Origin of the sequence: Pedobacter sp., from assembly GCF_965249885.1 — a bacterium.
Classification (GTDB): Bacteria; Bacteroidota; Bacteroidia; order Sphingobacteriales; family Sphingobacteriaceae; genus Pedobacter.
Genome location: NZ_OZ252254.1, coordinates 1816052 through 1839596 on the forward strand (window position 1 = coordinate 1816052; position 23545 = coordinate 1839596).

Annotated in this window: 25 protein-coding genes; 16 read left to right on the top strand and 9 right to left on the bottom strand. The window is 37.6% G+C overall.

The annotated features are described in order from the left end of the window. Positions 1 to 91 precede the first annotated feature (91 nt). The 3 genes from ACY2A0_RS07695 to ACY2A0_RS07705 all read right to left on the bottom strand — a co-directional run bounded on the left by ACY2A0_RS07695 (position 92) and on the right by ACY2A0_RS07705 (position 2608). Complete coding sequence (locus ACY2A0_RS07695; RefSeq protein WP_461788977.1) at positions 92 to 1459, bottom strand: hypothetical protein; 1368 nt, start codon at positions 1457 to 1459, stop codon at positions 92 to 94. Between the two features lie 70 nt (positions 1460 to 1529). After that, positions 1530 to 2060, bottom strand: a complete 531-nt coding sequence (locus ACY2A0_RS07700; protein WP_461788978.1) for a hypothetical protein — start codon at positions 2058 to 2060, stop codon at positions 1530 to 1532. Then, positions 2057 to 2608 carry an RNA polymerase sigma factor gene (locus ACY2A0_RS07705; RefSeq protein WP_461788979.1) on the bottom strand — a complete coding sequence of 184 codons (552 nt, stop codon included), beginning with the start codon at positions 2606 to 2608 and terminating at the stop codon, positions 2057 to 2059. The genes ACY2A0_RS07700 and ACY2A0_RS07705 overlap by 4 nt, the downstream gene beginning before the upstream one ends. A gap of 379 nt (positions 2609 to 2987) precedes the next feature. On the opposite strand from ACY2A0_RS07705, the gene ruvX reads away from it, so the two are divergent. From ruvX to ffh, 8 genes are all read left to right on the top strand, one after another. After that, positions 2988 to 3404 carry a Holliday junction resolvase RuvX gene (gene ruvX, locus ACY2A0_RS07710; protein WP_461788980.1) on the top strand — a complete coding sequence of 139 codons (417 nt, stop codon included), beginning with the start codon at positions 2988 to 2990 and terminating at the stop codon, positions 3402 to 3404. Between the two features lie 5 nt (positions 3405 to 3409). After that, on the top strand, positions 3410 to 4039 hold the full coding sequence (locus ACY2A0_RS07715; protein ID WP_461788981.1) for an O-methyltransferase: 630 nt from the start codon (positions 3410 to 3412) through the stop codon (positions 4037 to 4039). 103 nt (positions 4040 to 4142) lie between these two features. Next, positions 4143 to 4811 carry a glucosaminidase domain and LysM peptidoglycan-binding domain-containing protein gene (locus tag ACY2A0_RS07720; protein ID WP_461788982.1) on the top strand — a complete coding sequence of 223 codons (669 nt, stop codon included), beginning with the start codon at positions 4143 to 4145 and terminating at the stop codon, positions 4809 to 4811. A gap of 7 nt (positions 4812 to 4818) precedes the next feature. Beyond that, positions 4819 to 5664, top strand: coding sequence for a glucosaminidase domain-containing protein (locus ACY2A0_RS07725; protein ID WP_461791315.1), 846 nt, complete (start codon positions 4819 to 4821; stop codon positions 5662 to 5664). Between the two features lie 48 nt (positions 5665 to 5712). After that, complete coding sequence (locus ACY2A0_RS07730; RefSeq protein WP_461788984.1) at positions 5713 to 6462, top strand: hypothetical protein; 750 nt, start codon at positions 5713 to 5715, stop codon at positions 6460 to 6462. After that, a complete protein-coding gene (locus ACY2A0_RS07735) occupies positions 6462 to 6782 on the top strand; it encodes a hypothetical protein (RefSeq protein ID WP_461788985.1) in 321 nt (106 codons plus the stop codon). The genes ACY2A0_RS07730 and ACY2A0_RS07735 overlap by 1 nt, the downstream gene beginning before the upstream one ends. 74 nt (positions 6783 to 6856) lie before the next feature. Then, complete coding sequence (locus ACY2A0_RS07740) at positions 6857 to 7834, top strand: DUF3078 domain-containing protein (RefSeq protein WP_461788986.1); 978 nt, start codon at positions 6857 to 6859, stop codon at positions 7832 to 7834. A 909-nt stretch (positions 7835 to 8743) separates the two neighbouring features. Then, positions 8744 to 10078: a signal recognition particle protein gene (gene ffh / locus ACY2A0_RS07745; RefSeq protein WP_461788987.1), complete on the top strand. Its 1335-nt coding sequence runs from the start codon at positions 8744 to 8746 to the stop codon at positions 10076 to 10078. Positions 10079 to 10176: 98 nt separating this feature from the next. Here the strand turns inward: ffh and ACY2A0_RS07750 are convergent, their stop codons facing one another. Beyond that, a complete protein-coding gene (locus tag ACY2A0_RS07750; protein WP_113638211.1) occupies positions 10177 to 10500 on the bottom strand; it encodes a heavy metal-binding domain-containing protein in 324 nt (107 codons plus the stop codon). A gap of 161 nt (positions 10501 to 10661) precedes the next feature. Between ACY2A0_RS07750 and ACY2A0_RS07755 the strand changes: the two genes are divergently transcribed. From ACY2A0_RS07755 to ACY2A0_RS07765, 3 genes are all read left to right on the top strand, one after another. Then, complete coding sequence (locus tag ACY2A0_RS07755) at positions 10662 to 11348, top strand: tetratricopeptide repeat protein (RefSeq protein WP_461788988.1); 687 nt, start codon at positions 10662 to 10664, stop codon at positions 11346 to 11348. Positions 11349 to 11423: 75 nt separating this feature from the next. Next, the gene (locus ACY2A0_RS07760) at positions 11424 to 11642 is read left to right on the top strand and encodes a response regulator transcription factor (RefSeq protein ID WP_461788989.1); all 219 of its coding nucleotides are present in this window, start codon (positions 11424 to 11426) and stop codon (positions 11640 to 11642) included. A gap of 129 nt (positions 11643 to 11771) precedes the next feature. Then, positions 11772 to 13979: a carboxy terminal-processing peptidase gene (locus tag ACY2A0_RS07765; RefSeq protein ID WP_461791316.1), complete on the top strand. Its 2208-nt coding sequence runs from the start codon at positions 11772 to 11774 to the stop codon at positions 13977 to 13979. A gap of 74 nt (positions 13980 to 14053) precedes the next feature. On the opposite strand, the gene ACY2A0_RS07770 is transcribed toward ACY2A0_RS07765, so the two are convergent. Further along, the gene (locus ACY2A0_RS07770) at positions 14054 to 14770 is read right to left on the bottom strand and encodes a DsbA family oxidoreductase (RefSeq protein WP_461788991.1); all 717 of its coding nucleotides are present in this window, start codon (positions 14768 to 14770) and stop codon (positions 14054 to 14056) included. 283 nt (positions 14771 to 15053) lie between these two features. On the opposite strand from ACY2A0_RS07770, the gene ACY2A0_RS07775 reads away from it, so the two are divergent. The 3 genes from ACY2A0_RS07775 to ACY2A0_RS07785 all read left to right on the top strand — a co-directional run bounded on the left by ACY2A0_RS07775 (position 15054) and on the right by ACY2A0_RS07785 (position 18248). After that, positions 15054 to 15914, top strand: a complete 861-nt coding sequence (locus ACY2A0_RS07775; RefSeq protein WP_461788992.1) for a hypothetical protein — start codon at positions 15054 to 15056, stop codon at positions 15912 to 15914. Positions 15915 to 15937: 23 nt separating this feature from the next. Beyond that, a complete protein-coding gene (locus tag ACY2A0_RS07780; protein WP_461788993.1) occupies positions 15938 to 17476 on the top strand; it encodes a hypothetical protein in 1539 nt (512 codons plus the stop codon). Positions 17477 to 17570: 94 nt separating this feature from the next. Further along, positions 17571 to 18248 (top strand): hypothetical protein, encoded by a 678-nt coding sequence (locus ACY2A0_RS07785; protein ID WP_461791317.1) that lies wholly within the window; start codon positions 17571 to 17573, stop codon positions 18246 to 18248. 199 nt (positions 18249 to 18447) lie between these two features. On the opposite strand, the gene ACY2A0_RS07790 is transcribed toward ACY2A0_RS07785, so the two are convergent. The 4 genes from ACY2A0_RS07790 to ACY2A0_RS07805 form a co-directional block, all read right to left on the bottom strand. After that, the gene (locus ACY2A0_RS07790) at positions 18448 to 19002 is read right to left on the bottom strand and encodes a hypothetical protein (RefSeq protein WP_461788995.1); all 555 of its coding nucleotides are present in this window, start codon (positions 19000 to 19002) and stop codon (positions 18448 to 18450) included. A 4-nt stretch (positions 19003 to 19006) separates the two neighbouring features. After that, a complete protein-coding gene (locus ACY2A0_RS07795; RefSeq protein WP_461788996.1) occupies positions 19007 to 19207 on the bottom strand; it encodes a hypothetical protein in 201 nt (66 codons plus the stop codon). A 187-nt stretch (positions 19208 to 19394) separates the two neighbouring features. Beyond that, positions 19395 to 19751 carry a hypothetical protein gene (locus tag ACY2A0_RS07800; RefSeq protein ID WP_461788997.1) on the bottom strand — a complete coding sequence of 119 codons (357 nt, stop codon included), beginning with the start codon at positions 19749 to 19751 and terminating at the stop codon, positions 19395 to 19397. Positions 19752 to 19901: 150 nt separating this feature from the next. Further along, a complete protein-coding gene (locus ACY2A0_RS07805) occupies positions 19902 to 22583 on the bottom strand; it encodes a M14 family metallopeptidase (RefSeq protein WP_461791318.1) in 2682 nt (893 codons plus the stop codon). A 219-nt stretch (positions 22584 to 22802) separates the two neighbouring features. Here ACY2A0_RS07805 and ACY2A0_RS07810 point away from each other — a divergent pair, with 219 nt between their 5' ends. Further along, complete coding sequence (locus ACY2A0_RS07810) at positions 22803 to 23234, top strand: zinc ribbon domain-containing protein (RefSeq protein WP_461788999.1); 432 nt, start codon at positions 22803 to 22805, stop codon at positions 23232 to 23234. 60 nt (positions 23235 to 23294) lie between these two features. Then, positions 23295 to 23543, top strand: coding sequence for a redox-active disulfide protein 2 (locus ACY2A0_RS07815; protein WP_461789000.1), 249 nt, complete (start codon positions 23295 to 23297; stop codon positions 23541 to 23543). The last annotated feature ends 2 nt before the right edge of the window (positions 23544 to 23545 follow it).

The window sequence follows — 23545 nt, forward strand, 5'->3', positions numbered from 1 at the left end:
GCTTGCACCATTCATGAATTAATATAAAGTTTTGGTTCTAATTACTTGTAAGTAATGCGCTTTTAAACTTCATTTTAAACGCAAGCAGCTTCTAAATCACCCTGAAAGTTACAGAGCCGTACCTGGCATTAACCCTCACATTTGATGCTCCGCCTCTGCCAACACTTCCCGTGTATTCTTTGGTCGAACTATAATTACGGTCATCATCATCTCCCACTTTCCTAGCCGTGATATTTTCACCAGCTTTAAAGCTAGAATAACTCACGTTTGTATTAAAATTCCCTCCGTAGTTAGCAGCAAAACCCAAGGTTACGGTGATATATTCTGTGTCTAAATTCACAATTTTACTACTAGCAGCAACCTGATCAACGGTTAACCGTCCGCCGTACTGTGATTTGGCGGTAAAATTGCCCATCAATTTACCTACTCTAACAGCAACATATTGCGACGTCAAGCTTAAATTTCCCGCCTGTTCAATAGTTAAACCACTACCATATTGTACTTTAATTCCGGCATCGCCTTTAATAGTTCCAATTTTAACAGAAGCATATTGAGCGTCTAAGTCTAAATTATCCACCGATGAAATGCTTAAACCGCTGCCATATTGTTGTTTAATGTTAGCGTTGCCCCTAATGTTTCCAATACGCACCGTAGCATATTGAGCGTTAAGATTTAAATCTCCTATAGACGCAATACTTAAACCACTGCCGTATTGTTGTTTGATGGTTGCTTTATTCACATCTTTTAAATCAACACTGGTGTACTGTGCCGAAATAAAGTTGTTTACATTTTTTAAATCTCCAGTAATGAGCTTACCGTATTGCACCTTAAGCGCAGTTGGTCCCGAAAAATCGGGGATTTCTAGGTTGCCATACTGTTGAGTAGCCGTAAGCGCCACGTTTGCTGGAAGGTAAAGCGTCATAAAAATTTTTACTTCCCTGCGCCATCTTCTTCCATTTCTGCTCCCATTTCCCCAGTTACCATTGCGATCTTCCATTTGCGTTTTGAAAACCGCTTCATCATCATTTTTTGTCGATGTGATGGTCACATTGTCGATGAGTTTTTGCGCTTCATCTTCCGTATTGGCAAATGCTCTAATATCTGCGTCTAGTTTTACTTCGTTCTTTTCCCAGGTTTTAACAATGATATTTCCGTAGATGTTCGAAACATTCACTTTATCTCCTCTTCCCAAAGCATAGGATTTAGAGAACGATTTGGTCTTCTGCGGATCGTCATATTGATCTTGCTGTGTTCCAGAAGTGCTATAACTACGGGTATCATACACCGTTTTACCATCGGTGGTTTGTTTACTGTGTGTAGTTACGGTAGTACTCGTATTGCTGTAAGCCTGTACTTGCGGCACAGCAGGTTGTGGTGGCGAAGGCAAATTGCCCACTTGTGCGTTTACTTGCATAACTAGCCCAAACAAGGCTGAAATGCTGCATATAATTGTTTTCATTTTGTTTAATTAATTGGCGGAGCCACTCGCTTCAATTCCGTTATTACCGACGTCGAAAGAAATAAGGCGATTAAATAGAGTTCTCCTCTTTTTTATATTGATTGACTTGATTGATAATACTTAATTGTTGGCTAATCATTTGAAATTGAATTTCCAAATTTTTCATCATCGCTTTGCCTACCAATGCTTTGTTCGGACTAGTTTGCAGCTGTTTTTTGAGCTCTTGGTAATCCTGGTCCAACTTCGATAAATCGTCCATAAACTTTTTATACAGCTCCGGATTTGTTTGCGAAAGTACCTGTAAGCTATCTCGTTTCTCTTCAATTAAGCTGGTAAACTTCACTTCTGTTTTACCCAGCTTCGGATTAATATCCGCTACCATAATTTCAGCACTTGTTTTTTTGTACTGGTAGCCAAAATAAATGCCCATAGTTAAAATCAACATGGCGGCAATACTCATCCATTGATACATGCTAATCGTTTTTTTTTGTTGTTTCTTATCTAATTCTGCTGCTATTTTGCCCCATAACAAATCTGATGGGCCTTTAGCTTCAAATTCTTTTTTGTGATCTTTTACAAACCCCTCTAATTTATTTTTCATCTTGCTACTCCTTTCATTACCAATAAACTATTTAACTTTCTTTTCGCTCTCATATACTGCGTTCGCGATGTATTTTCTGTAATTTTCAATATATGTGCAATTTCTTCGTGGTCATAGCCCTCAAAAAGATATAAGCTCAGCACCACTCGGTAACCATCTGGCAATTCTGCCATTGCACTTCTAATGGCTTCTACTTTTAAATGCGCCTCTTCCACATCTGGCTCCTGCTCATCGGCAACATCAACCTCGTCTACACTAACGGTTTCCATTTTACGTTTGCGCAAATAATTGATAGACCTATTAATTACGATTTGTTTTAACCACAGCCCAAAACTTGTTTCCTGTCTAAAATCGGCTATCCTGTTAAATGCATCCAAAAATGCCTCCTGCAATACATCTTCTGCTTCGGCATCATCGTTAACAATCCTCAGTGCCACGTTGTACATAGCAGTGGCATACAACTTGTAAATCTCAAATTGTGCTTTGCGGCTTCCCTTACGGCATTCGGCCACTAAATCAGCATGCTTGTCTATGTAAACAGTTTCCAAATTTGTAACGTCTTCTAAGCGTTCTAATCAAAAGACAACGAGATTTTTAAAACGTTGCATCTTGACACAAAAATATTTTTTCATTTTGGAAAAGCAGTTAAACGGCTACTATTTCTGTCAATCCCGCTTTCCGCTAAAATCTTTTTAAACTTCTTGTCATGCTGTATTTGCCGAAGGATATTTCATCTCGAAGCATAGCACATAATTGTCGGCTTCAATAAAAAAAGTATTTCCGCTTCAATCGGGTTTAACTAACAAAAGGCAATGCAATAAAAAGCAAGTTTCAAGTTACGGTACTGCGTTATCTCCCTCGGGGAAATATGCCCAACGAGCAAAGAGGGCGCTAACCCACCAATTTTAAAAACCCTATCTTTGCCACATGGCACGTATCATGGCTTTCGATTATGGCACCAAAAGAATTGGTATTGCCGTTACTGATCCTTTGCAAATCATTGCAACTGGATTGGACACCATCCACCCTAAGGACATTATCGATTTCATCAAAAAATATGTATCAACTGAAACCGTTGACGCATTTGTGCTAGGTGAACCTAAACAAATGGATGGCACACCTTCCGACAGCTACCAACACGTAAAGGGATTTTCTACCCTTTTGAAAAAAAACTTCCCCGGCGTTCCGCAGCATTGGGTGGATGAGCGGTTCACCTCTAAAATGGCACATGCTACCATTATGCAAAGTGGGCTCAAAAAAAGCGACAGACGAGACAAGGAAAGAGTCGACACCATATCGGCCACAATAATTCTGCAATATTTTATGGAACAAAACCGTTTATAAGCACAATGATTAGCGAAGAATTACAACAACTTCTCTTGCAATATTGCGAACCTGAAGACGAACTTTTACAACATATTGATAGGGAAACGAATTTGAAGGTATTGATGCCTCGTATGCTAAGCGGACACTATCAGGGACGTGTATTGAGTATGCTTAGCAAAATGATTTCGCCTCAAAATATTTTAGAAATTGGCACCTTTACCGGTTACGCAACCTTATGCTTGGCCGAGGGACTAAGTGCCAACGGTATCATTTATACCTTGGATATCAATGCTGAACTGGAAGATATGGTAAGAAAAAATTTCGCCAAATCTCCCTTAAATTCAAAAATCAACTACATTATTGGCGATGCTCAAGAAAGCATTAAAAACATTAAAGAAACTTTCGATCTCGTTTTTATTGATGCCGACAAAAAGAACAATGGCACCTACTATGATTTGATTTTCGATCAGGTGCGCCCAGGAGGCTTAATCATTGTAGACAATGTACTTTGGAGCGGTAAAATTGTAAAAAACGCTCAAGATAAAGACACGAAAAATATCAGTTCATTTAACGATAAAATAAATGCAGACCAAAGGGTAGAAAAATTGATTTTACCTGTAAGGGACGGTCTGTTTGTAATTAGGAAGAAATAACGTCCACGCTGCCTGGGGTTTTTCTTCAGGTGAAAACCATTAGCAACCTTAATTAATTTTGCGTTCTGGGAATTGCAGTGGGGCCCGAATTAAATTTCATAGCATGAAAAAACTTTTGCTCATCCTTGTTCTTGTAACCAACTATTTTTGTGTTGTAGCGCAAAGCACCGAGGAGTACATTGAAACTTATGCCGATGTTGCGCAACGCCTGGCAGACGAACATCATATTCCGGCAAGCATAATTTTAGGAGTAGCCATACACGAATCTGCTGCCGGCCAAAGCAAAATTGCTCGTTATCTCAATAATCATTTTGGCATTAAGGGCAAAAACTCTAATACCGAAATTCGCTCGGCCTACAAAGATTTTCCAACAGTTGATTCGTCCTATGCACATTTCATCAGCTTCTTAAAAAGTCGTGACCATTTCAATTCACTCTTCGAAAAATACGACCAATACGACTTTAAAAACTGGGCTAGGGGAATACAAAGAGGAGGATATGCCCATAGCAGAACTTGGTCGTCGCAAATTATTGCACTTATACGTAAATACGAACTGTTCCAATACGATAACCGCCCAGAAGATTACATAGAACCTGCCGAGCCTGCACCAGTTTACCGGGGCAAAAAGAAAACCAGTAAAACTTATACCGTTAAAAATGGAGATAATTTAGGTATCATTGCCAAAAAAAATCATACAACGGTTAAAGCCATAAAAAGTAAGAATAGCCTTAAATCTGATGCCATTAAGCCGGGGCAAAAATTAAAACTGTAGTGCCAATATGAGTAAATACAAATCACTTCTTTGTTTCGTAATTTCAATTGCATTTTTTAGCTCTTGTAAAACTCGGCAGTATGCCAAAAACAATAAACAAATTGAAAAAACGGCAAAAAAAGACAACCCTAATCCAATATCTTACACCACACTTTCTTACATAGAAGCTTTCAAGGGAATCGCTATCGAGGAAATGAACAAATACGGCATCCCCGCCAGCATTACCTTAGCGCAAGGCATCTTGGAATCGGGTAGCGGCAGCAGCGATTTGGCACAGTACGCTAATAACCATTTTGGCATTAAATGTACATCAGATTGGAAAGGCAAGGCTTATTATAAGGATGATGATCAGAAAAACGACTGCTTTCGGGTGTACAAAGATCCTCGAGAATCTTACAAAGACCATTCGGAATTTTTAAAACGCAAGCGCTATGCTTCTCTTTTTGAACTGGACAAAAACGACTATCGTAATTGGGCGCTTGGACTAAAAAATGCAGGCTACGCTACTAATCCAAAGTACCCAGACCTGCTCATCAACCTCATCGAAAAATATCAACTACACCAGTACGATCAAACAGAAAGTGAACGTGAAAAACTAGCAAGGGAAGACAAAGTTTTCAAGGAAATCAACGCCAATATCCCTAACGAGAAAAAATTGTACACACCCGTTCCGGTAGCGCCAAAAGATCCTCCAAAGGACTTAGAAAATGGAAAATATTATACTGTACAACAGGGCGATACACTTTATAAAATCAGTCAGCTCTACAAAATAATGGTTGATGATCTTAAAGCCCTAAACCAGCTTAGCGACAACAACATTAAAATTGGGCAAAAACTATTGGTAGTTAAATAATGTTAAGGGCTTAAGCGCAAAATATTTTATATTGTAGCTTTGTTGGCAATGAGATTTTTACTGTTAAGTATATTGGTTTTTAACGCAATGATAGGTTTTGCACAGCAAAAAGCAGTGCCAGGCTTTGTTGTTGATAAAGACACCAAACTACGCTTAGCAAAAGTTTACATCTACAACTCTTCTATCGACGAAGGTTTTTACAATAACACTAAAGGTGAGTTTTTGGCCAATGTAAAGCAGGGCGATACTCTATTTGCCGCATTAAGTGGGCATGCAATGGATACGGTTGTTTACCGGGGGCAGAGCGCCATTGTTTTCCAGTTACGCTCCTTAGGCATCCGCTTAAAGGAAGTGAGCATTTACGGCAAAGCCAAAACGCCGCAAGAGCTTTACAAGTCCAAACTGGATGAATACAAATACAAACTAGACAAAGGTAGCAGTAAAGATTTGCTCAACTTAGGTCCGGGCGGTGTTGGATTAGGGATTGACGCCATTTATAATTTGTTAAGTAGAGAAGGCAAAAACGCCCGACAGTTGCAAAAAATACTCGAAAAAGATTATAAAGAACAGGTTATTGATTATCGTTTCCGACCAGATTATGTTCGGGCATTAGTCAATATCAAAGACGAAAACCTGCAAGATTTCATGGCTCAATATCGTCCCACTTACCAATTTGTACTAAGCGCTTCAGAATATCAATTTATTCAATTTGTTAAAAATAGTTATGCTTCCTACAAGCGTAACCCAAGTATGTTTAGGCTGCCTACGCTCCCTAAGTTAAGCATTGATCAATTGTAATGGCTTTATTTATTGTAGTGCCCAAATTGCCTGCGGCCGCAATGGCCATTTATCCTTTTATTTTAGTTAAGAAAAAGGCGTACCAGGATAATGTTATTTTGGTTAATCACGAAAAAATACACCACAAGCAGCAGTTGGAATTATTAATCGTTCCATTCTACTTAATTTACGTAGCTAACTACTTGTTTAATTTGGTAAAATACGATTCTCATCAAAAAGCCTATCAACAAATTGTGTTTGAAAAAGAGGCCTACGCTAATGAAAACGACTTTAACTACCTTAATAACAGGAAACCGTTTGCTTGGCTAAAGATGAGATAATACAACACTTGGTTTTCGAGAAAATCAAATCCGCACTTAACATTTCATATTTTTTTACGTTATTTTGTATGAAAATGAAGCGATTATTACTCACTTTTTTTGTTTTTACGGCATTTTATATTCCTTCTTCAGCTCAAGAGATAGATACTGTTCCTTTTGTGTTAAAGGATCTGGAGATTAAGCTAAAACGAAATCCCCTTCCTTCTAGAATTGGCATAGTCAACTTCGAACGGGCTGATCTGAAACCTGCATTGGTGCAGGCAAAAATTAACTATTGGAAAACTAAAGCTACTATTGGTATTAATGCAAATCAGGCTTCATTTAGCGACAATTGGAAGGGTGGCGGTGTTAATTCAATCGCTATTGGCGGCTTGTTAAATTATAAGGCCGAGTACAGCAAAGAAAGCTATAGCTATACTACCGAAGTAATTATGCAGTATGGCAAGGTAAAAAACAAAGGTCAGCTGCAAAAGAAAACCAACGACCGTATTTATTGGGATAATAAAGCTGCGGTACAATTATCTAAAAATTGGTATTTCTTTGCCTCATTAAGTTTTGAATCGCAATTTGACAAAGGTTTTTCTTATTCTAAAGATGCACAAGGCAACGAACAAGCGAAGCTGATTTCAATGTTCATGTCGCCAGGCTACTTGACCGAATCACTAGGTTTTGAGTACAAACCGAGCAAAGTTTTCGCTACCCGTATAGGTACCGGTACCGCACGCCAAACTTTTGTACTCAACGAAAATACCAACAGGTTTGGGGTTGACCCTGGAAAAAAAGTAAGAAACGAACTGGCTTTCCAAATTGTGAGCAACTTCGAAAAAGAGGTGGTTAAAAACACGATACTGAAAGCCAAATACAACATGTTCATTCCTTATGATAATTTTGGTCATATCGATCATCGTTTGGATATGGTAGCTACCGCAAAAGTAAACCGTTTCATGAACGTGTCATTAACCGGGGTAATCCTGTATGATAGGGATATGGACTTGAAAGTACAGAAAAGTCAGGCACTTGCTTTAGGTTTTAGCTTTACTTTCCCGAGGTAATTTATTTGAAGCGCAGTAGCCGTACTCCTATTATCTTCACTCCCGCCATTTGTTACAATCTTTTTGTGAAAGTTGCCGTAAACACTTAATGGAGTGCATCAAAAAGTATTTTCACGGCTGTCGGGGCTATTTAACTTAGGCTTACTTAAAACCGTTCCTTTTACAAATCGCATTCACATTTTCTCCAGCTAGTTGTTATTGTTCAACATTTGTATACTCATAGGGCTTTAAATTCCTTTTAAACAATTTGGATCACAGATTTAGCGATAACACTTTGGAATAGCAAGTCTGGAATAGCAGCGATAGCGGCATTTATACATGTTCTCGTCATTGCGAGGCACGAAGCAATCCTAATGCAATCGGTTTTCTGATGCTGTAAGATTGCTTCGTGTCTCGCAATGACGACAGCTGTAAGGGTTTTGCGCTCTAAACCCGATTGAAGTTGTTACTGTTCAACATTTGTAATGTGTAGTAGCATTTCCGTCCCTTTTAAATAATTTGGATCACAGCTCCAGCGATAATACTTTGGAATTGCAAATCTGGAATAGCAGCAATAGCGGCGTTTATACATGTTCTCGTCATTGCGAGGCACGAAGCAATCCTAATGCAATCGGTTTTCTGATGTTGTAAGATTGCTTCGTGCCTCGCAATGACGACAGCAGTAAGGGTTTTGCGCTCTAAACCCGATTGAAATGGAAAGCCCGGATCCCGATTGCAAAGAGGGAACGGACTTGTAATGAAAAGCGGGACTGCTGTAAGCGATGAAACACAGGTTGTGCTTTTCTAAAAATTTAACTCATCAACCCTACGGTAGTTTGTAAAAATCGTTACACTACAATCGTAATTCGTAAATTCAAAATCGTAAATTATTAATACCTTTGCCTTTCATAAAAATTTAACTATCAAGCAATGTTTGAAAATTTACAGGATAAGTTAGACAGGGCGTTTAAAGTTCTTAAGGGACAAGGAAGCATTACTGAAATTAACGTGGCAGAGACCATGAAAGAAATCAGGAAGGCTTTATTGGATGCGGACGTAAATTATAAAACCGCCAAAACTTTTACCGATCAGGTAAAGGAAAAAGCTTTGGGCTCAAACGTATTGACCAGCATTTCGCCGGGTCAGTTGCTTACCAAAATTATGAACGATGAGCTTGCTGCCTTAATGGGCGGTGAAGCAACCGAGTTGGATTTGAAAAATAATCCGACGGTGATATTAATTGCTGGTTTAAATGGTGCGGGTAAAACTACTTTCACCGGTAAATTGGCACTTTACTTAAAAAGCAAAGGCAAAAAACCTCTAATGGTTGCTGGCGACGTTTATCGTCCGGCGGCGGTTGACCAGCTGCAGGTTTTAGGCGAGCAAGTGGGTGTACCGGTGTACGCCAATAAGGAAAGCAAAGATCCTGTAGCGATTGCCTTAGAAGGTATTGCCGAAGGTAAAAAGAATAACAACAATGTAATTATTGTTGATACCGCGGGGCGTTTATCGATAGATGAGGCGTTGATGAACGAGATTTCGGAAGTGAAGGCACAAACTAAACCTCACGAAATTTTATTTGTAGTGGATTCGATGACGGGTCAGGATGCGGTAAATACAGCGAAAGTATTTAACGATAGGCTTGATTTTACCGGCGTAGTGTTAACCAAGTTAGATGGTGATACCCGTGGTGGTGCGGCGCTTTCTATTAAATCGGTAGTGGATAAACCAATTAAGTTTATTGGTACTGGAGAGAAAATGGAAGCGTTAGATGTTTTCTACCCAGATAGGATGGCATCGCGTATTTTGGGCATGGGCGACGTGGTTTCCTTGGTAGAGCGTGCCCAGCAGCAGTTTGACGAAAAGCAAGCAGCCGAGCTTCAAAAGAAAATCCGTAAGAATAAATTCGACTTCAACGATTTTTACAGCCAAATCCAACAAATCAAAAAAATGGGTAACATGAAAGATTTGATGGGCATGATTCCTGGCGTTGGTAAAATGATGAAAAACATTGATATCGATGATGATGCCTTCAAAGGAGTGGAATCTATCATCCAATCAATGACGCCTTATGAGCGTGAAAACCCGGATGCTATTCAGCAAAGCCGCAAATTACGTATCGCTAAAGGATCTGGCAATAAACTAGAGGATGTTACTAAATTATTGAAGCAATTTGAGGATATGAGAAAAGTGATGAAACAATTCTCGAATCCTGCTGCGGCAGCAAAAATGATGCGTAACATGCCTAAAATGCCACAGAGATAAGTTAAAAGTCAAAAATAAAAAGTTAAAAGCCTGAGATATTTATAAGAATCTCGGGCTTTTTTGTGTTCGGTAGTGGAGCCCCTTTGGGGGTTGGGTGTTTAATCTTCCAGCACAACTGCGGTGCCACTTGCAGTTACCATGAGCATGCTGCCGCCGCTACCTACGGTTTCGTAATCTAAATCAACACCAATTACGGCGTTGGCACCCATTGCGGCTGCATATTGCTGCATTTCGCTAACAGCTGTATTTTTGGCTTCGCGTAGTACTTGCTCGTATGAACCCGACCGACCACCTACGATATCTCTAATTCCTGCAAAAATATCTTTAAAAAGGTTTGCACCTATAATGGTTTCTCCTGTTACAAGGCCAATGTATTTCACTACTTTTTTGCCTTCTACTGTATTTGTTGTGGTTACTAACATAGTTTTCGTTTTTTATATTTTGATGAAAAAATACACTTAATGTTACAAAGCCACTACTAACGCATTTACGAAGCAACTTTACTTTTTACTTTTTACTTAATAATAAGTTCAAGAAAAACAGCTAATTACATTTTTGATTTAAAAAAATCTATATTTGTGTTATGAAATGGACGTGCCTCACTTTGGTTTTTTTTACTGCAGGATTTTATTCCTTTGCACAAAACCCTAATTTCCAAGGTGCAGAAACAGGCAATAACCATCTTTCCGTTAATATTTCTGTTGTGGGCAGTCCCGCATTTACCGTAGCCGATAGTTTCTTTGATGAGGCCGAAAAATATGAACGTTCCGGCGACTATGATAATGCTGTTGCGCTTTATAATCGTGCTGCAAAAGAATATCAAGAGGATAAAAAATACGCTAGGTACGGCGCTACCTTAATTAAGTTAAGCAATACACATTTAGTGCTTTCCAACTATGCCGAAGCTGAAAAAATAGTATTGAAACAAGTACTTAAAAATTATACCCGAATAGGAAGCAGATCTGGACAAATGGCAGCTTACCAGCAATTAGGAAAAATTTACTTAGCCGCCAACAAACTTCCTCAATCACTTTGGTTTTATACGCAACAAGGTATATTGGCACTGCAACTGAATGATAAAAGCGCCTACATCGAATCTGTTATTGGTATTGCTTCTGTGAAGATTAAGAAAAAAGATTATCAGTTAGCTACAAAAGACCTAAATAATGCGGAACTACTTTCGAAAAATGCTAACATCGTAAAGTACAACCAAGCTATTAAAAGCAACAGAGCCATTATTGCCGAAAAAACTACCAAACGCAAAGTGTAGTTTCTAACGAATACCTGTTTATGGGTATACTCCAACTCCTCTCGTCTCTTAATTTTATCTAAATAACCTCCACTCATGAAAACAAAGCTCAACCCAGTTTATGTGTTAAGCACTAGGGAACTAGAAATTATACAATTGATTACAGAAGAATACAGCAATGAAGAAATTGCTAAAAAGTTAGCCATCAGTAAACGAACTGTAGAAACACATCGAAAAAATATCTTTAAAAAGACTAAAGTAAAGAGCGTTGTTGGCTTGGTAATGCTTGCTGTTAAAAACAATTTAATTACCTGATTATGCGTTCTTTTTATAATCTTTACAAAAAAGATACAGACTAAACCTGTATCTTTTTTGTTTAATTAAGAAATTGGTATCATATTGGATAATGATTTGATAAGAATGGACTTTAAAACAGTTAGAGAAATGCTGAAAAAAATATTTGCCATTACCTTTACCGCAGCAGTTTTAGCCTGCACAGCGGAGCCAAAGGCACAAAAGCCTGTGGAAGGTATTCCCAACATAAAACCAGACGAACAGCAAAGTTTGGTAACTAAAGAGGTGGTTGGCCTGCTTGAAAATTACAATTATAAGAAACCAAAACTGAACGATTCTTTATCATCAATCATTTTTGATAGGTACATTAAGGCATTGGATCCGTCAAAATATTACTTCTTAGAAAGTGATATTAAAGATTTTGAAGCCAATAGATATTCCTTGGATGATGATTTTAGAATAGGAGATCTTAGTACACCGTTCTACATTTTCAATGTGTATTTAAAAAGATATAATGAGCGTGTGAATTATTCTATTTCGCAAATCAAAAGCAAGTTCGATTTTAATCAGAACGATACCTATGTTTACGATAGAAGTAAATTGCCTTGGGCAAAAACTACCGCCGAACTAGACGATTTGTGGAAAAAGCGTGTAAAGTATGAATTGGTGAACCTTAAAATTGCAGGTACCGACGAAGCTAAAAACGTAGAAACGTTAACTAAGCGATATGCAAATTTAAAATCGCAGGCGGCAAAATTCAATAATCAAGACGTATTCCAAATTTTGATGGACTCTTTTACCGAAGCTGTTGATCCACATACCAATTATTTCAATCCGCGTAATGCCGAAGCTTTCAATCAAGAAATGTCTCGTTCATTAGAAGGTATTGGTGCAGTATTACAATCGGAAAATGAAGTAACTAAAATCGCTTCGATTATGCCTGGTGGCCCTGCTTTTAAAAGTAAAAAGTTAAATGCTGGTGATAAAATCATTGCAGTTGCGCAAGGTGTTGATGGCGAATTTGAGGATATTGTTGGCTGGAGAATTGACAATGCCGTTTCAAAAATTAAAGGCCCAAAAGGTACTACGGTTCGATTGAAAATTATCCCGGTTGGGCAAGAACTTTCTTCTAAACCACAAATTATCACCTTGGTTAGAGAGAAAATCATTTTAGAAGAGCAATCGGCTAAAAAAGTAGTTAAAACTGTGGAAAGCGATGGAAAACCATACAAAATTGGTATCATTAAAATTCCTGCTTTTTATGCTGATTTTAAAGCTGCTAATGCTGGAGATCCTAATTATAAAAGCACAACGAGAGATGTACGTTTATTGATCGACACTTTAAAAAACAAGGATAAAGTAGATGCGATTGTAGTAGATTTAAGAGCAAATGGTGGTGGTTCGCTAAATGAAGCTATTGATCTTTCTGGATTATTTATTGGTAAAGGCCCGGTGGTGCAGGTTAAAGATTACAGAAATAGCGTTAAAGTTTATAAAGACGAGGATAGCAACATTACTTGGGACGGCCCAATGGGTGTGATGATTGATCGTTTAAGTGCTTCGGCTTCTGAAATTTTTGCTGGTGCTATACAAGATTATGGTCGTGGAATTGTAATGGGAACACAATCTTATGGTAAAGGGACCGTTCAATCATCTATCGACTTAAATTCTTTAATGAATTCCTCAATGTTGCAACAATTGGCGGCTTTATTCAAGAAGAAAGAAGGAGAGAAAAAAGCAGTAAATGTTAAAACCGATATCAATTCGCCAACGGTAACCATCGTTGATAAAAATGGTGTTCCACAATTAGGTCAAATTAACCTAACTATGGCTAAGTTTTATCGGGTTAGCGGCAGTAGTACGCAACATAAAGGTGTAATTCCTGATATCAACTTCCCTTCTATCTATCCTTTAGATAAAATAGGTGAAGATACTGAACCATCTGCCTTGCCTTTCGATATGGTAAATCCATCTACTTACAGTGTAGTTTACGATTTGAATACCGTAAAAGCTAACTTATTGAAGCTACACCAAAAACGTATGGAAAAATCGTTGGATTACAAAATGCTGAAGGAAGATATCGCTGAAGGAAAGAAAAGAGAAAACGAGACTTCCGTTACCTTAAACGAGGCGAAATTAAAAGCTGAACGTGACGCACTAGAAGCAAAATCTTTAGCTAGAATGAATCAAGCTCGTGCTGAGAAAGGTTTGCCTCCAATTAAAAAAGGTGAAAAAACACCTAAGCAAGAAGCTTCTGATTTTATTGAAGATGAAAGTATGAACATCATGATTGACTTCATGAAGCAAACCGAAAGCATGAAATTGAGTAAAAACTTAAATAGAGCCGGAACTAAGTAACTATTGTTGCCGGTTCATCAAAAAGCGATAGAAATTTCTATCGCTTTTTTTATTTGTGTAAAACTGCGTTAAAATTAAACTTCACAACCATTCTCATCACAACTATTAGTATCAGTTGTGTTTAAGTTTTTTAAGGATGAGTTTTTCTGCGCTGCCTTCCACTCATTATAGCTTTGCGTAATAGCTTCTTTAAATGCCTCCACAGGTTGTGCTCCAGATAAAGCGTACTTTCTATCCATTACGAAAAAAGGAACGCCCCTAACGCCCAATTGTTGGCTTTCGTAGATATCGTATCTTACTTCTTCTTCAAAAGCATTACTTTCTAACATACTTTTTGCTTCAGCAGCATCTAAGCCCAACGCTTCGGCAATTGTCAATAAGGTGCTTAAATCGTCAATGTTTTTTGCTTCTTCAAAATGCGCTTTAAATAAAAGTTCCTCCGCTAAATCTTGCTTTCCATTTTTCGCCGCAAAATGAATCAACCGATGAGCATTGAAAGAATTGGCGGGAATACTCGTTTCAAAGTCTAACTTTAATCCCACGTTTCCAGCCATTTCGGCCACTTGTTGCGTCAACTGTTTAGCCTGCGCTAAGCTCATTCCTTTATTTCTGGAAAGATATTCGTACAGATTTTCCCCCTCTTCATTTTTATAATCCGGATTAAGCTGATAGCTTTTCCAGTCAATCTCTATTTCTTGTTTAAAATCAAGCGCATCTAATGCTTGTTCTAAATGTCGTTTACCAATGTAGCAAAACGGGCACATCACATCCGACCATATTTCTATTTTCATTTGTATTTCTTTTACGCTACAAAAGTAATCCGTTAATAAAAAATCTAAGTTGATTTACAGTCAAATAATCAGCTTAAGCTGATATTAACCATTTAAAGATTTCTGGTTTGTACCACTAATCATTTAATCTGAAAATTGCTGTCCATTAGAGAAACGGTCATCCTTTCCTTATGCCTAAAACCTATGGCTCTTTGAAATTTTAATTTTTTATATTCTTCAGGTGATAAATTTTTTTGAGCTCCGGTTTTTTTTAATAAATTAGTTTCAATTACCTACATCACCTATGAATAAATTATTTTGCTTCACAGTTTTAACTGTGCTTTCCTTTTCCTTATATGCTCAAAAAATTAAGGTCAAAAACGGAGAAATTCTAGTCGACGAAGTCCCCTTCGGTCGCTTCGAAAAAATCAAAGACTTGCTTAATGGCAATACTTATCTGCTTAAATCCTTAAGCGATTCGGTGCTATTATCCGTACAAGAAAAAAGGGTTAATTCCATCATTGAACAAAAGGATCTGGTTTTTGATTATCTATTGGTTTCGTTTCCTACAAAAAACAATGCGAAGGCCGCAATATCTTCAGATGAAATTTTGGCGATAAATAGTGACACTTATTTCGCAAAGCATTTTATAGATAGAAAGTTTATCACATCCGAAGGACTTAACCACAAAGTAGTAGACGCGTTCTTACTTGAACATAAGGATACCATCCCAAGTTACATCGTGAAACATTTAGAAACTGAACGAAAGCAACTGGAGGAAATGGGCATAATTGTAGAAAGAGACCGTCAGAAGTCCGTTGAAGTATTTTCAAACAAACCTGACGAAGTTGTCGTGTTCAGTAAAAGATTTTCGCGGAAAAACTATGATATATACCAAGATAAGGTACTCATAGGACACGCCAGTTTTTACAAAAGCCTTGAATTTGGAACTTTTGCTGCAAAAGATGATAAATTAGTGATTTACAACATAAACAGAATTCCCATAGGTAGATTGGGCACGCATACGTTTGGCAACCTTAAAATTTATGCTATAGGACTAACGACCTCTAAAAACAATTTAGATCTTGATACTAAAACCAATCCTTCTCCAGAACAAATTTTAATTTCTGTTGCGAAATTTTTCATTTCTAAGAATGCTCTTTAAACTATAATCAATTTATCTATCTTATGAAATTCACATTTATACTCGGATTTGTTTTTCTATTTATTACAAATTCGAGAGGACAAAGGTTGCAGTACGATAACCTTAACGGCAATATTTTCGCGTATCCCACAAGCTTAGTTTATCCGCGTACGTACAACGCCACCGTCGAATTAGAAAACGGCGCAGCTGCTTACTGGGGTGGAATTAATGAAAATTGGGTGGTTAAAAATGTTTTATGTTTAGAATCCCTCAGTTTAACAGAATTAAACCCATCCATTATTATAGAATTAAAGCTGTTTAGGCATACCGGTATGGAAAGCCCCGTTTTTGATAGCGGTAAGAAAGTGTATAACTTTAAAGGCGCCACCCCATTATCGCTGAAAATAAAAACCGCTGGCGGGTTGGTCTTATTATCCATTGATAAAGATGACCCCAGGTTTATTTTCAATTTTGAGCCTTCTACTGATGCCCTGCTCTTAAAGCAGCTGTATAAAGCATTTTACACCTCACTACTAAACAACATCGCTCAAGAAGTCAAATCGAAGGTTGACATTAGCGCCAAGCCCATTAAAGGTTTAGCATACTTTTATATCAATCCAAAGGAAGTAGAACTTACCGAGTTTATTGAGATGTCTGAAAAAGTTAAAATCTATTTTAAATCGTTTCCTCTATCCTATAGTTATACTTACGATTTTATTGGGAACAATAATAACGTTCAAGAAGCGATTTCATTTTGGAGAACAAAATTTTATTCCGTTTCCTCTGAGGACAAAAAGCTTAGAAGAACTAAATTCTTAACGTCTTATAACCTTGCACTTGCTTACGCTATAAATGGAAGCATTGATTCGGCAAAAAAATGGATCAACATTGTTAAATCAGATGAGGTTAAAAAGGTGTATAACGCATACGAAAGCACATTAGCACTAGAAAATTTTATTTCGTTACAAGAAGGCAATCTAGAAAATTTTAAATCTGCCGATGAGCGAATTAAGCAGATGGCGTTCAATCCATCAATAAAAAATAAAAATATCGAAATTTCAACTAGTCGCTCCTTTAAGCCAAAGTCGTTGGAAGCCCCAATCAAAATGGCTGTTGAAAATGTTTCTGGTATTGCAGGGTATGTTTATAAGTCAGGAAAAAAGACTTCAGGAGTATTTATTGCAGATCCAGCTAAACCTTTTGATTATGCGCTCATCCGATTTAAAGCAGATGATGATAATGCAGTAAAATCAATATCAGCAATGACGACGGATAGCATTGAAGTAGCGACAGATAAGTTTATTGCAACCAGCAATGTATTTTCAAAGGTACTGTTTGATCATGCCAAAATTAGGCTGACGAAAACTCCAAGTAGTGCCTACCAAGTTTTCATTAAAAAAAATTCCACACAGATCAATAAATTTTTCCCCGGATCTGAATCACTTAACAAGTTTCTGTCAAAAACATTCAACGATTGCGACTATATAAAAGCTCAGCTAGAAGCTGGATCTTATAAAAAACAAACCAATGAACAAGGATTGATGAGCGCAATTAACGACTATATTAACAATTGTAACCTTTAATTATCTTCTTATGAAAAACATTAATTATTTCCTCCTATTCCTCCTTTTTTTAAACTCCTCATTAAAAGCACAGGAAAACTACGATCCTTTTCAATTGAAAGGAAAAGGCTTTCTGATGCTAAAATCTGGCGAAAAATATAATGGTGTTGCAAGATACAGGGTGTTAAATGACTATGTCCATTTTTTCAAAGAGTTTGGTGATGTTGAACAAATGTATAAAATTAAAGACGTGCACAGCTTTAGTATTGGGGACTCTATTTTTTATGCGAAACAAACTAAAGGAGCTGAAGTTTCGTTTAGTAAAAAGCAAACGTTTATGTTGTTAAAAACAAGCCAAAATGGCCGATTAAAGCTATTTGAGAGAAAGATAGTTGAAGACGAGCCTGGCCTTGCCTCTTTTATTGTATATAATGATCCAAAAATAGTAACCGATTATTTTATTGAAACTGCGGAGGACACTCAGGAAGTTTTTAGTGTAACTGGAATAAAATTCATTCCCAATTTTTCAAAAAAGGTAAGTTCTTTAGTTGCTGATTGCCCAGAACTTGCAAAAAAAATATCAGATAAACAAGAAGGCTATGCCGTTGACCTAAATCCGTTAAATCAACTTAAAGGACTGGGTCTTGGGAAAAAAGGAGGATTAAAAGATTTGATGAAAAAAAGCGTAACGCCGGAAGGTCCCGCTGAATTAAACAAAGAAATAAATAAAAATTCGTCGGAATTTGTTTGGTTCAGAATTATTGAAGAATACAATAACTGTCAAAAAAATTAGCCAGATAATGGTGGTAAGGTCAACTTCCTCTTTAACAAAATCAAAGAGGAAGTTGACCTTTTTATATTAAGCGTTACCTTATTTGTACAATTGGTTAAAATAAAAACGGTGATAATTTCCAGACCAAAGTAGAGCACCCTATATCTTCCGCTTATATACAGGCCAAGTTTTAAACTAGAGGTGAAGCAACCAAAAAAATTTACTTGATATTGGCAATATACACAATATAGGGTTCCATGATTATTACACTTCTAAATCTTTTAGACTTTTTACCTGTATTATGAAATCCCGGTAGCTCATAAGAGCTGGAGTTGTCATATTGTTTCTCTGACACCAACGCTATGGCTGAATTAACCGCAGCATTAAAGCTAATTAGCGGCTGTCCGCTCTCATCTCTGTGTTTCACACTTTCGGGTGAACCCCCATATATTAAAATAGGTATCACCACATCATATTTTGTATTTGCTCCTAAAATGGAAGAAAAATCAATTCCGGTTAACTTGTTGTAATTTGGAAACAGTACGTATGCTAAACTGTCATTAGCTATAACCTTAGATGATATAAACCTATTCCCTTTTTTTTCGATTTTTAACATGAAATTTAGAGAATATATTAACAAACTATCTTTGGGGTAATTAAAATCTGAAAGTACGTTATGTACCTGTTTCCATATCTTGTCCTCCGCAGAGGAATTTTGTTGCGCATTTGCATTATGCAAAATAAAAACAAGTAATATTATTAATAATTTTCTCATTTGATTAAGGACATTTAGTACCGGTGTATCCCGGATTATTAATAGGATCGTTTGTATTCCTTTCCTGTTTGTTTATATTACTTTCAGTACTATTTAATATTATTAGACCTCCTTTTGCCAGTGCCAAAGCTCTAACAGGGTCATAACTTGGATTAAATTCCAAAATTATATCTCTTAATCCATTAACAAAATTACTATATGCCATTGGCCTCCCTTTGGTGTAAGTCTTCCGGAAAGCGCCATAAATTTCTCTTGAAAAACAAAGTCTCCAGACCAAGTTTTCAGCTTACCGCTAAAGTCTCCTACAGACTTGTAATGAAGGGCTAGAAAATCCTGCCCCGTGCCTGAAGTGGACATATAAGATCCATAGAACACTTTGCCTGTATTGCTATCTAAGAACAGCAGCAACTTAATGGAGTGACGCTCCGACTCTTCTTCCGGACGCCCCAATTTTTCCTATCCCCAGTTACAAGCAGCACCTCCTTATTCAACAGTCCCACCTCATAAACCAGTCGACCTTCTTTTTTACCTACATATACATTATCCCAGTTTGGCTCAAGCTTGCTGAAGGGATTGTCATCCGATATTTTGAGGTTGGACTCATACCACTGTATTAGTTTACCCACTTCCTTTCCGTCGGGCTGGCCTTGCGCATTAAATTCCTTTTTACATGAAAGGATTACAAGTAAGGCAATGAATGTCGCCAGCAGCCATGGTGTTGGCTTCTTAAAGTTAAATTTAGATTTCACGTTAGATTTGTTTGAGTTATTAATTTAGATTTATGAAACGCTAAACCAAATATAACATATTCCATTAAGTTGTATACTGCTGATATTAGTTTCAGTAAAAAAAACGGGCAGTCCAAATTGAACTGCCCGTTAAAAAATCAAATGTTGACCTTATTTGTACAATTGGTTAAATAACCATTTAAACGTGCCATGAGTTTGTGCCCTAAAAGTAATTTCGGGACCGAAGGCATATAGCTTACCTTTGCCATAATCTGCTTCGAAAGCTGCTACGCCATCTTTAAGGTAGGCTTGTCCCCAAGCCCAACCGCTACGTAGTGGCTTATCGCTATCAAACCAGGCCAAAGGTTTCACTTTTCCATCTGTGGAGGTAATTTTAAAAACTGGACTGTTATCAAAATACACATCGGTATTTTCATCTAAACCCCAATTAGCGGCTAATTTAGCATCGGTTTTAACACTTAAAACACTACCTGGAACATAAAATTTCTCGTTAGATAAACGCTTACCATCTGCTGTTAAAAGTGCATTTTTTACTGGCAAGCCCAAATGAGCTGCTAAGTTAGTTGCCGATCCAATGGTTACGATATTTCCCCCATCTTCCAAAAATGCTTTCAATTGAGGAATTGATTTTTCGGCAGTCATTCTTCCTACACGAGCTTTAAATTCATCAGGAATATTCTCAACTGCCGGAGGATTGAAACCTCTTCCCCCCTCGTTACCAAACGCAGGCACCGAGCCGCCAACCATAATCAGTACATCGTATTTATCTTTCAATTTGCCAGCATCAATATCTGGCGGATAAACCACCGTAACATCATAATGGTATTGCTCCATGATGAATCTAATCCATCCTGAAGGCATTGAGCCTCCGTAGGTATCCCAAAGCGCAATACGAGATTGTTTTACCTTAATTGCAGACTTCGGTTTACTAGCAGCGGCAACTTTCATCCCGAAGTTATGCTCTGCTTTATTCAACGCCGCCTTAGCACTGGCCGATGCCGGAACGTAAAAAGATCCATCATTAGGGTTTCTCAAAACTTCCACACCTGCTTTTAGCAACTCATTTACCGCCAAATAACTTTCATTAGCTTGTGCGCTTAACGCATATCCGCTTGCGCTTGGTAGTGTTTGTGGTGTAGCTTTCAGCAGCTCTCCCAATGGCATTTTCTGGAAAGGTCCGTCAAAAGCATTTAAAACACGGTCAAACTTTACGTTCATTAAATAGGCTAAAGTCCAACCCGCAGCATCGTAAGGCGCCACCGGTGGTCCACCTTCGTATTTAAAATCATTAGGATGATCTTGTGGTTCGAACATATCCAACACATGTGGCCTAAAAGCTTGATCAGTTTTAACAACGTAAGAGCCCGCCGGATACTTTTTACCCTCAACAGTAAAAGCTGCCGTTGCCTTTTGCACCACAACTCCAGTTCTAATCAACGCATTTAAAAAACGGATGGCGGTTGTGAAATCTGGTTGATCAGCAGAAAGGATATAACCTCTTGCATCTCGATTTTTAGGATCTTTCATTACTTCATCGAAGTATTTCGGATCCATTCCTCGCCTGTCGTTATCGGTTTTGCTTGCTTTTGCCGCAGCATTTATTGCCTCAATTTTTTGTGGCGAGAACGACCAAGTATCTTTAGTTCCTCTATCGATAGAGTTTTTACCCATTTTAAACATATTAAACAACAACTCATCGTGATAACGCTGAGCGTAATTTAAAACCGCATAGTTTAAAGAGATGGAGTAATCTATGGCATTTTTGAAGTACCACTTCCTTGGCGTTACCGGATTTGGTGAGTCACTATTTGGCAATAAACGCGATGGTACCAAAGGAATTTCCATTGGCGTTGGGCTTCCAACAATTTCCGTTAACAATCCCACCATGTTGTGGAAATAGGTAGTAGTTCGCAAACCTCCGTTATACCAAGTAGAAAATACTGACCCTCCACGTTGGGTATAACCTGGTTTATCTTCAATATTCAGTCTATTATGCATTGCAGCACCTACAGCGTCTAAGCTGGTAAGGATAATTGGATCAAAAACATAATTATGTGGATCACGGAATGGCGGGCCGGCAACCACGGTACCCGCAGGACCCGCTTGGTGATGGTTGTACATAATTTGAGGATTCCATTCAATGAATAACTGGCGCCCCATGTTTTGAGTTTCTTTAAGGTTCAGCATAAAGAAATCGCGGTTATTGTCGTGCCCTGCGTATTTTTGATATAACCTTGGCAATCCAGCTAAAGATCTCTTCTCCGGAGATTTCTCCCTCATATACCAATCGCTTTGTAACTCTTGGCCATCCGGATTAGCATGCGTCATCAATATAATCACATCGTCCAAAATCTTGGTTGTTTCAGCATCATTCCTGCTCACCAAGTTATAAGCCGTTTGAATTAGTTGATGCGCACCAACCGTTTCGTTTGCATGTAGGCCCCCGTCAATCCAAACAATTGCTTTGCCTTGTTGTGCCAAAGCTCTAGCCTCTTGGTCAGTTAAACCTTCGGCCCTAGCCAACTTTTGCGAGATTGATTTGTACTTCTCTAGATTTTTGTGGTTCTCTGGCGACGTTACAATTAGCATGTATTGGCTTCTGCCCTCTTCGGTTTTGCCAATATCAACTAATTTTACGCGTTTTGAGCTTGCAGCTAGTTTCTTAAAATAAGCTTCGGTTTGGGAATAATTGGCTAATTGATAATTATCGCCTATGTCAAACCCAAAATGTGACTTTGGCGATGGGATTTCCTGCGCAATAGCATTAAAACTGCTTGCTGACAAAAAAAAGCTAATTACCAAAGTACTTTTTCTCAAGTATCTTTTTATCATCTTGTTTTATGTTTGATGGTTAAACCAAATATAGGACAGATAAATTGGATTATAGGACCTCATTAAATTTGTTACAAGAAGTTGTAGAGAGACGATTTATGAGCTTAAGTATTTATACGGTATATTTGGGAGCGAAATACGGGCAATATGACATTAGCATTATATAGGAACTAACCGATGGTCTAGTTTTTGCAAAACTTGGTTAAATAGAAAACGATTATGAACAGACAAATCATCTTAGCAGGCTTTATTTTGGCTAGCATTTTAGGAGCCTGTTCCGCTACTAAAAGCCCAGAATTACAGAAATATGAGGCGAGGCAACAGGTATTAGAACTTAATACAGATAGGAATAAGTTAAAAATTGAATTGGAAAAAGAACGTATAACTAATGAAAAGTTACAAAAGGACGTTGCTGATTTGAATAAAAAAGCAGATAAAAACACTTCTAAGTTTTCTGCTTCCGACCCTTCATCTACAGCTAGTGACGCAAAATCAACAGCTCGTTTATTAAATGACGTTGAAAAAGCGAATAATAAATTAGAAAAAAGCGATAAAAAAATCAAAAATCTTCAAAAGGATATTGAGAAATTGGATGACAAGATTGGAAAGCTCAACAAGCAAATTGAGTTTGTAGATCTGAACAAACAGTAAAGCTTGAATTATTGAAGCACCGAATTGATTTCGGTGCTTTATTTTTTTGCTATCTTCGTTATGATGAAAGAAGAAAACCTTACAAAACTCTCTACCGAAGATCTGCAGAAAAAAGCCAAATCACTTAAATTAGCTACTACTTTGCTATTTGTTTCAATGTTGCTTATGCTGATCTCTGGAATTATTTTAACTGCAAAAAAAGGCTTTAGTGCATTGACAGTAACCCCTGTTAGCTTTTTGCCGCTAGTTATTATTTTTTCAGCGCAGTTAAAAAAAGTAAATGAGGAGTTGAAAAAGCGAAATGCTTAATC

Bases quoted from the DNA above. Each gene is read 5' to 3' on its own strand.
- ACY2A0_RS07775 (WP_461788992.1), top strand. From the start codon at position 15,054: ATGAATAAATTATTTTGCTTCACAGTTTTAACTGTGCTTTCCTTTTCC.
- ACY2A0_RS07790 (WP_461788995.1), bottom strand. From the start codon at position 19,002: ATGAGAAAATTATTAATAATATTACTTGTTTTTATTTTGCATAATGCA.
- ACY2A0_RS07740 (WP_461788986.1), top strand. From the start codon at position 6,857: ATGAAGCGATTATTACTCACTTTTTTTGTTTTTACGGCATTTTATATT.
- ruvX (WP_461788980.1), top strand. From the start codon at position 2,988: ATGGCACGTATCATGGCTTTCGATTATGGCACCAAAAGAATTGGTATT.
- ACY2A0_RS07810 (WP_461788999.1), top strand. From the start codon at position 22,803: ATGAACAGACAAATCATCTTAGCAGGCTTTATTTTGGCTAGCATTTTA.
- ACY2A0_RS07720 (WP_461788982.1), top strand. From the start codon at position 4,143: ATGAAAAAACTTTTGCTCATCCTTGTTCTTGTAACCAACTATTTTTGT.
- ACY2A0_RS07725 (WP_461791315.1), top strand. From the start codon at position 4,819: ATGAGTAAATACAAATCACTTCTTTGTTTCGTAATTTCAATTGCATTT.
- ACY2A0_RS07700 (WP_461788978.1), bottom strand. From the start codon at position 2,060: ATGAAAAATAAATTAGAGGGGTTTGTAAAAGATCACAAAAAAGAATTT.
- ACY2A0_RS07765 (WP_461791316.1), top strand. From the start codon at position 11,772: ATGCTGAAAAAAATATTTGCCATTACCTTTACCGCAGCAGTTTTAGCC.
- ACY2A0_RS07815 (WP_461789000.1), top strand. From the start codon at position 23,295: ATGATGAAAGAAGAAAACCTTACAAAACTCTCTACCGAAGATCTGCAG.
- ACY2A0_RS07770 (WP_461788991.1), bottom strand. From the start codon at position 14,770: ATGAAAATAGAAATATGGTCGGATGTGATGTGCCCGTTTTGCTACATT.
- ACY2A0_RS07695 (WP_461788977.1), bottom strand. From the start codon at position 1,459: ATGAAAACAATTATATGCAGCATTTCAGCCTTGTTTGGGCTAGTTATG.
- ACY2A0_RS07750 (WP_113638211.1), bottom strand. From the start codon at position 10,500: ATGTTAGTAACCACAACAAATACAGTAGAAGGCAAAAAAGTAGTGAAA.
- ACY2A0_RS07780 (WP_461788993.1), top strand. From the start codon at position 15,938: ATGAAATTCACATTTATACTCGGATTTGTTTTTCTATTTATTACAAAT.
- ACY2A0_RS07795 (WP_461788996.1), bottom strand. From the start codon at position 19,207: ATGGCATATAGTAATTTTGTTAATGGATTAAGAGATATAATTTTGGAA.
- ffh (WP_461788987.1), top strand. From the start codon at position 8,744: ATGTTTGAAAATTTACAGGATAAGTTAGACAGGGCGTTTAAAGTTCTT.
- ACY2A0_RS07730 (WP_461788984.1), top strand. From the start codon at position 5,713: ATGAGATTTTTACTGTTAAGTATATTGGTTTTTAACGCAATGATAGGT.
- ACY2A0_RS07715 (WP_461788981.1), top strand. From the start codon at position 3,410: ATGATTAGCGAAGAATTACAACAACTTCTCTTGCAATATTGCGAACCT.
- ACY2A0_RS07805 (WP_461791318.1), bottom strand. From the start codon at position 22,583: ATGATAAAAAGATACTTGAGAAAAAGTACTTTGGTAATTAGCTTTTTT.
- ACY2A0_RS07755 (WP_461788988.1), top strand. From the start codon at position 10,662: ATGAAATGGACGTGCCTCACTTTGGTTTTTTTTACTGCAGGATTTTAT.
- ACY2A0_RS07735 (WP_461788985.1), top strand. From the start codon at position 6,462: ATGGCTTTATTTATTGTAGTGCCCAAATTGCCTGCGGCCGCAATGGCC.
- ACY2A0_RS07760 (WP_461788989.1), top strand. From the start codon at position 11,424: ATGAAAACAAAGCTCAACCCAGTTTATGTGTTAAGCACTAGGGAACTA.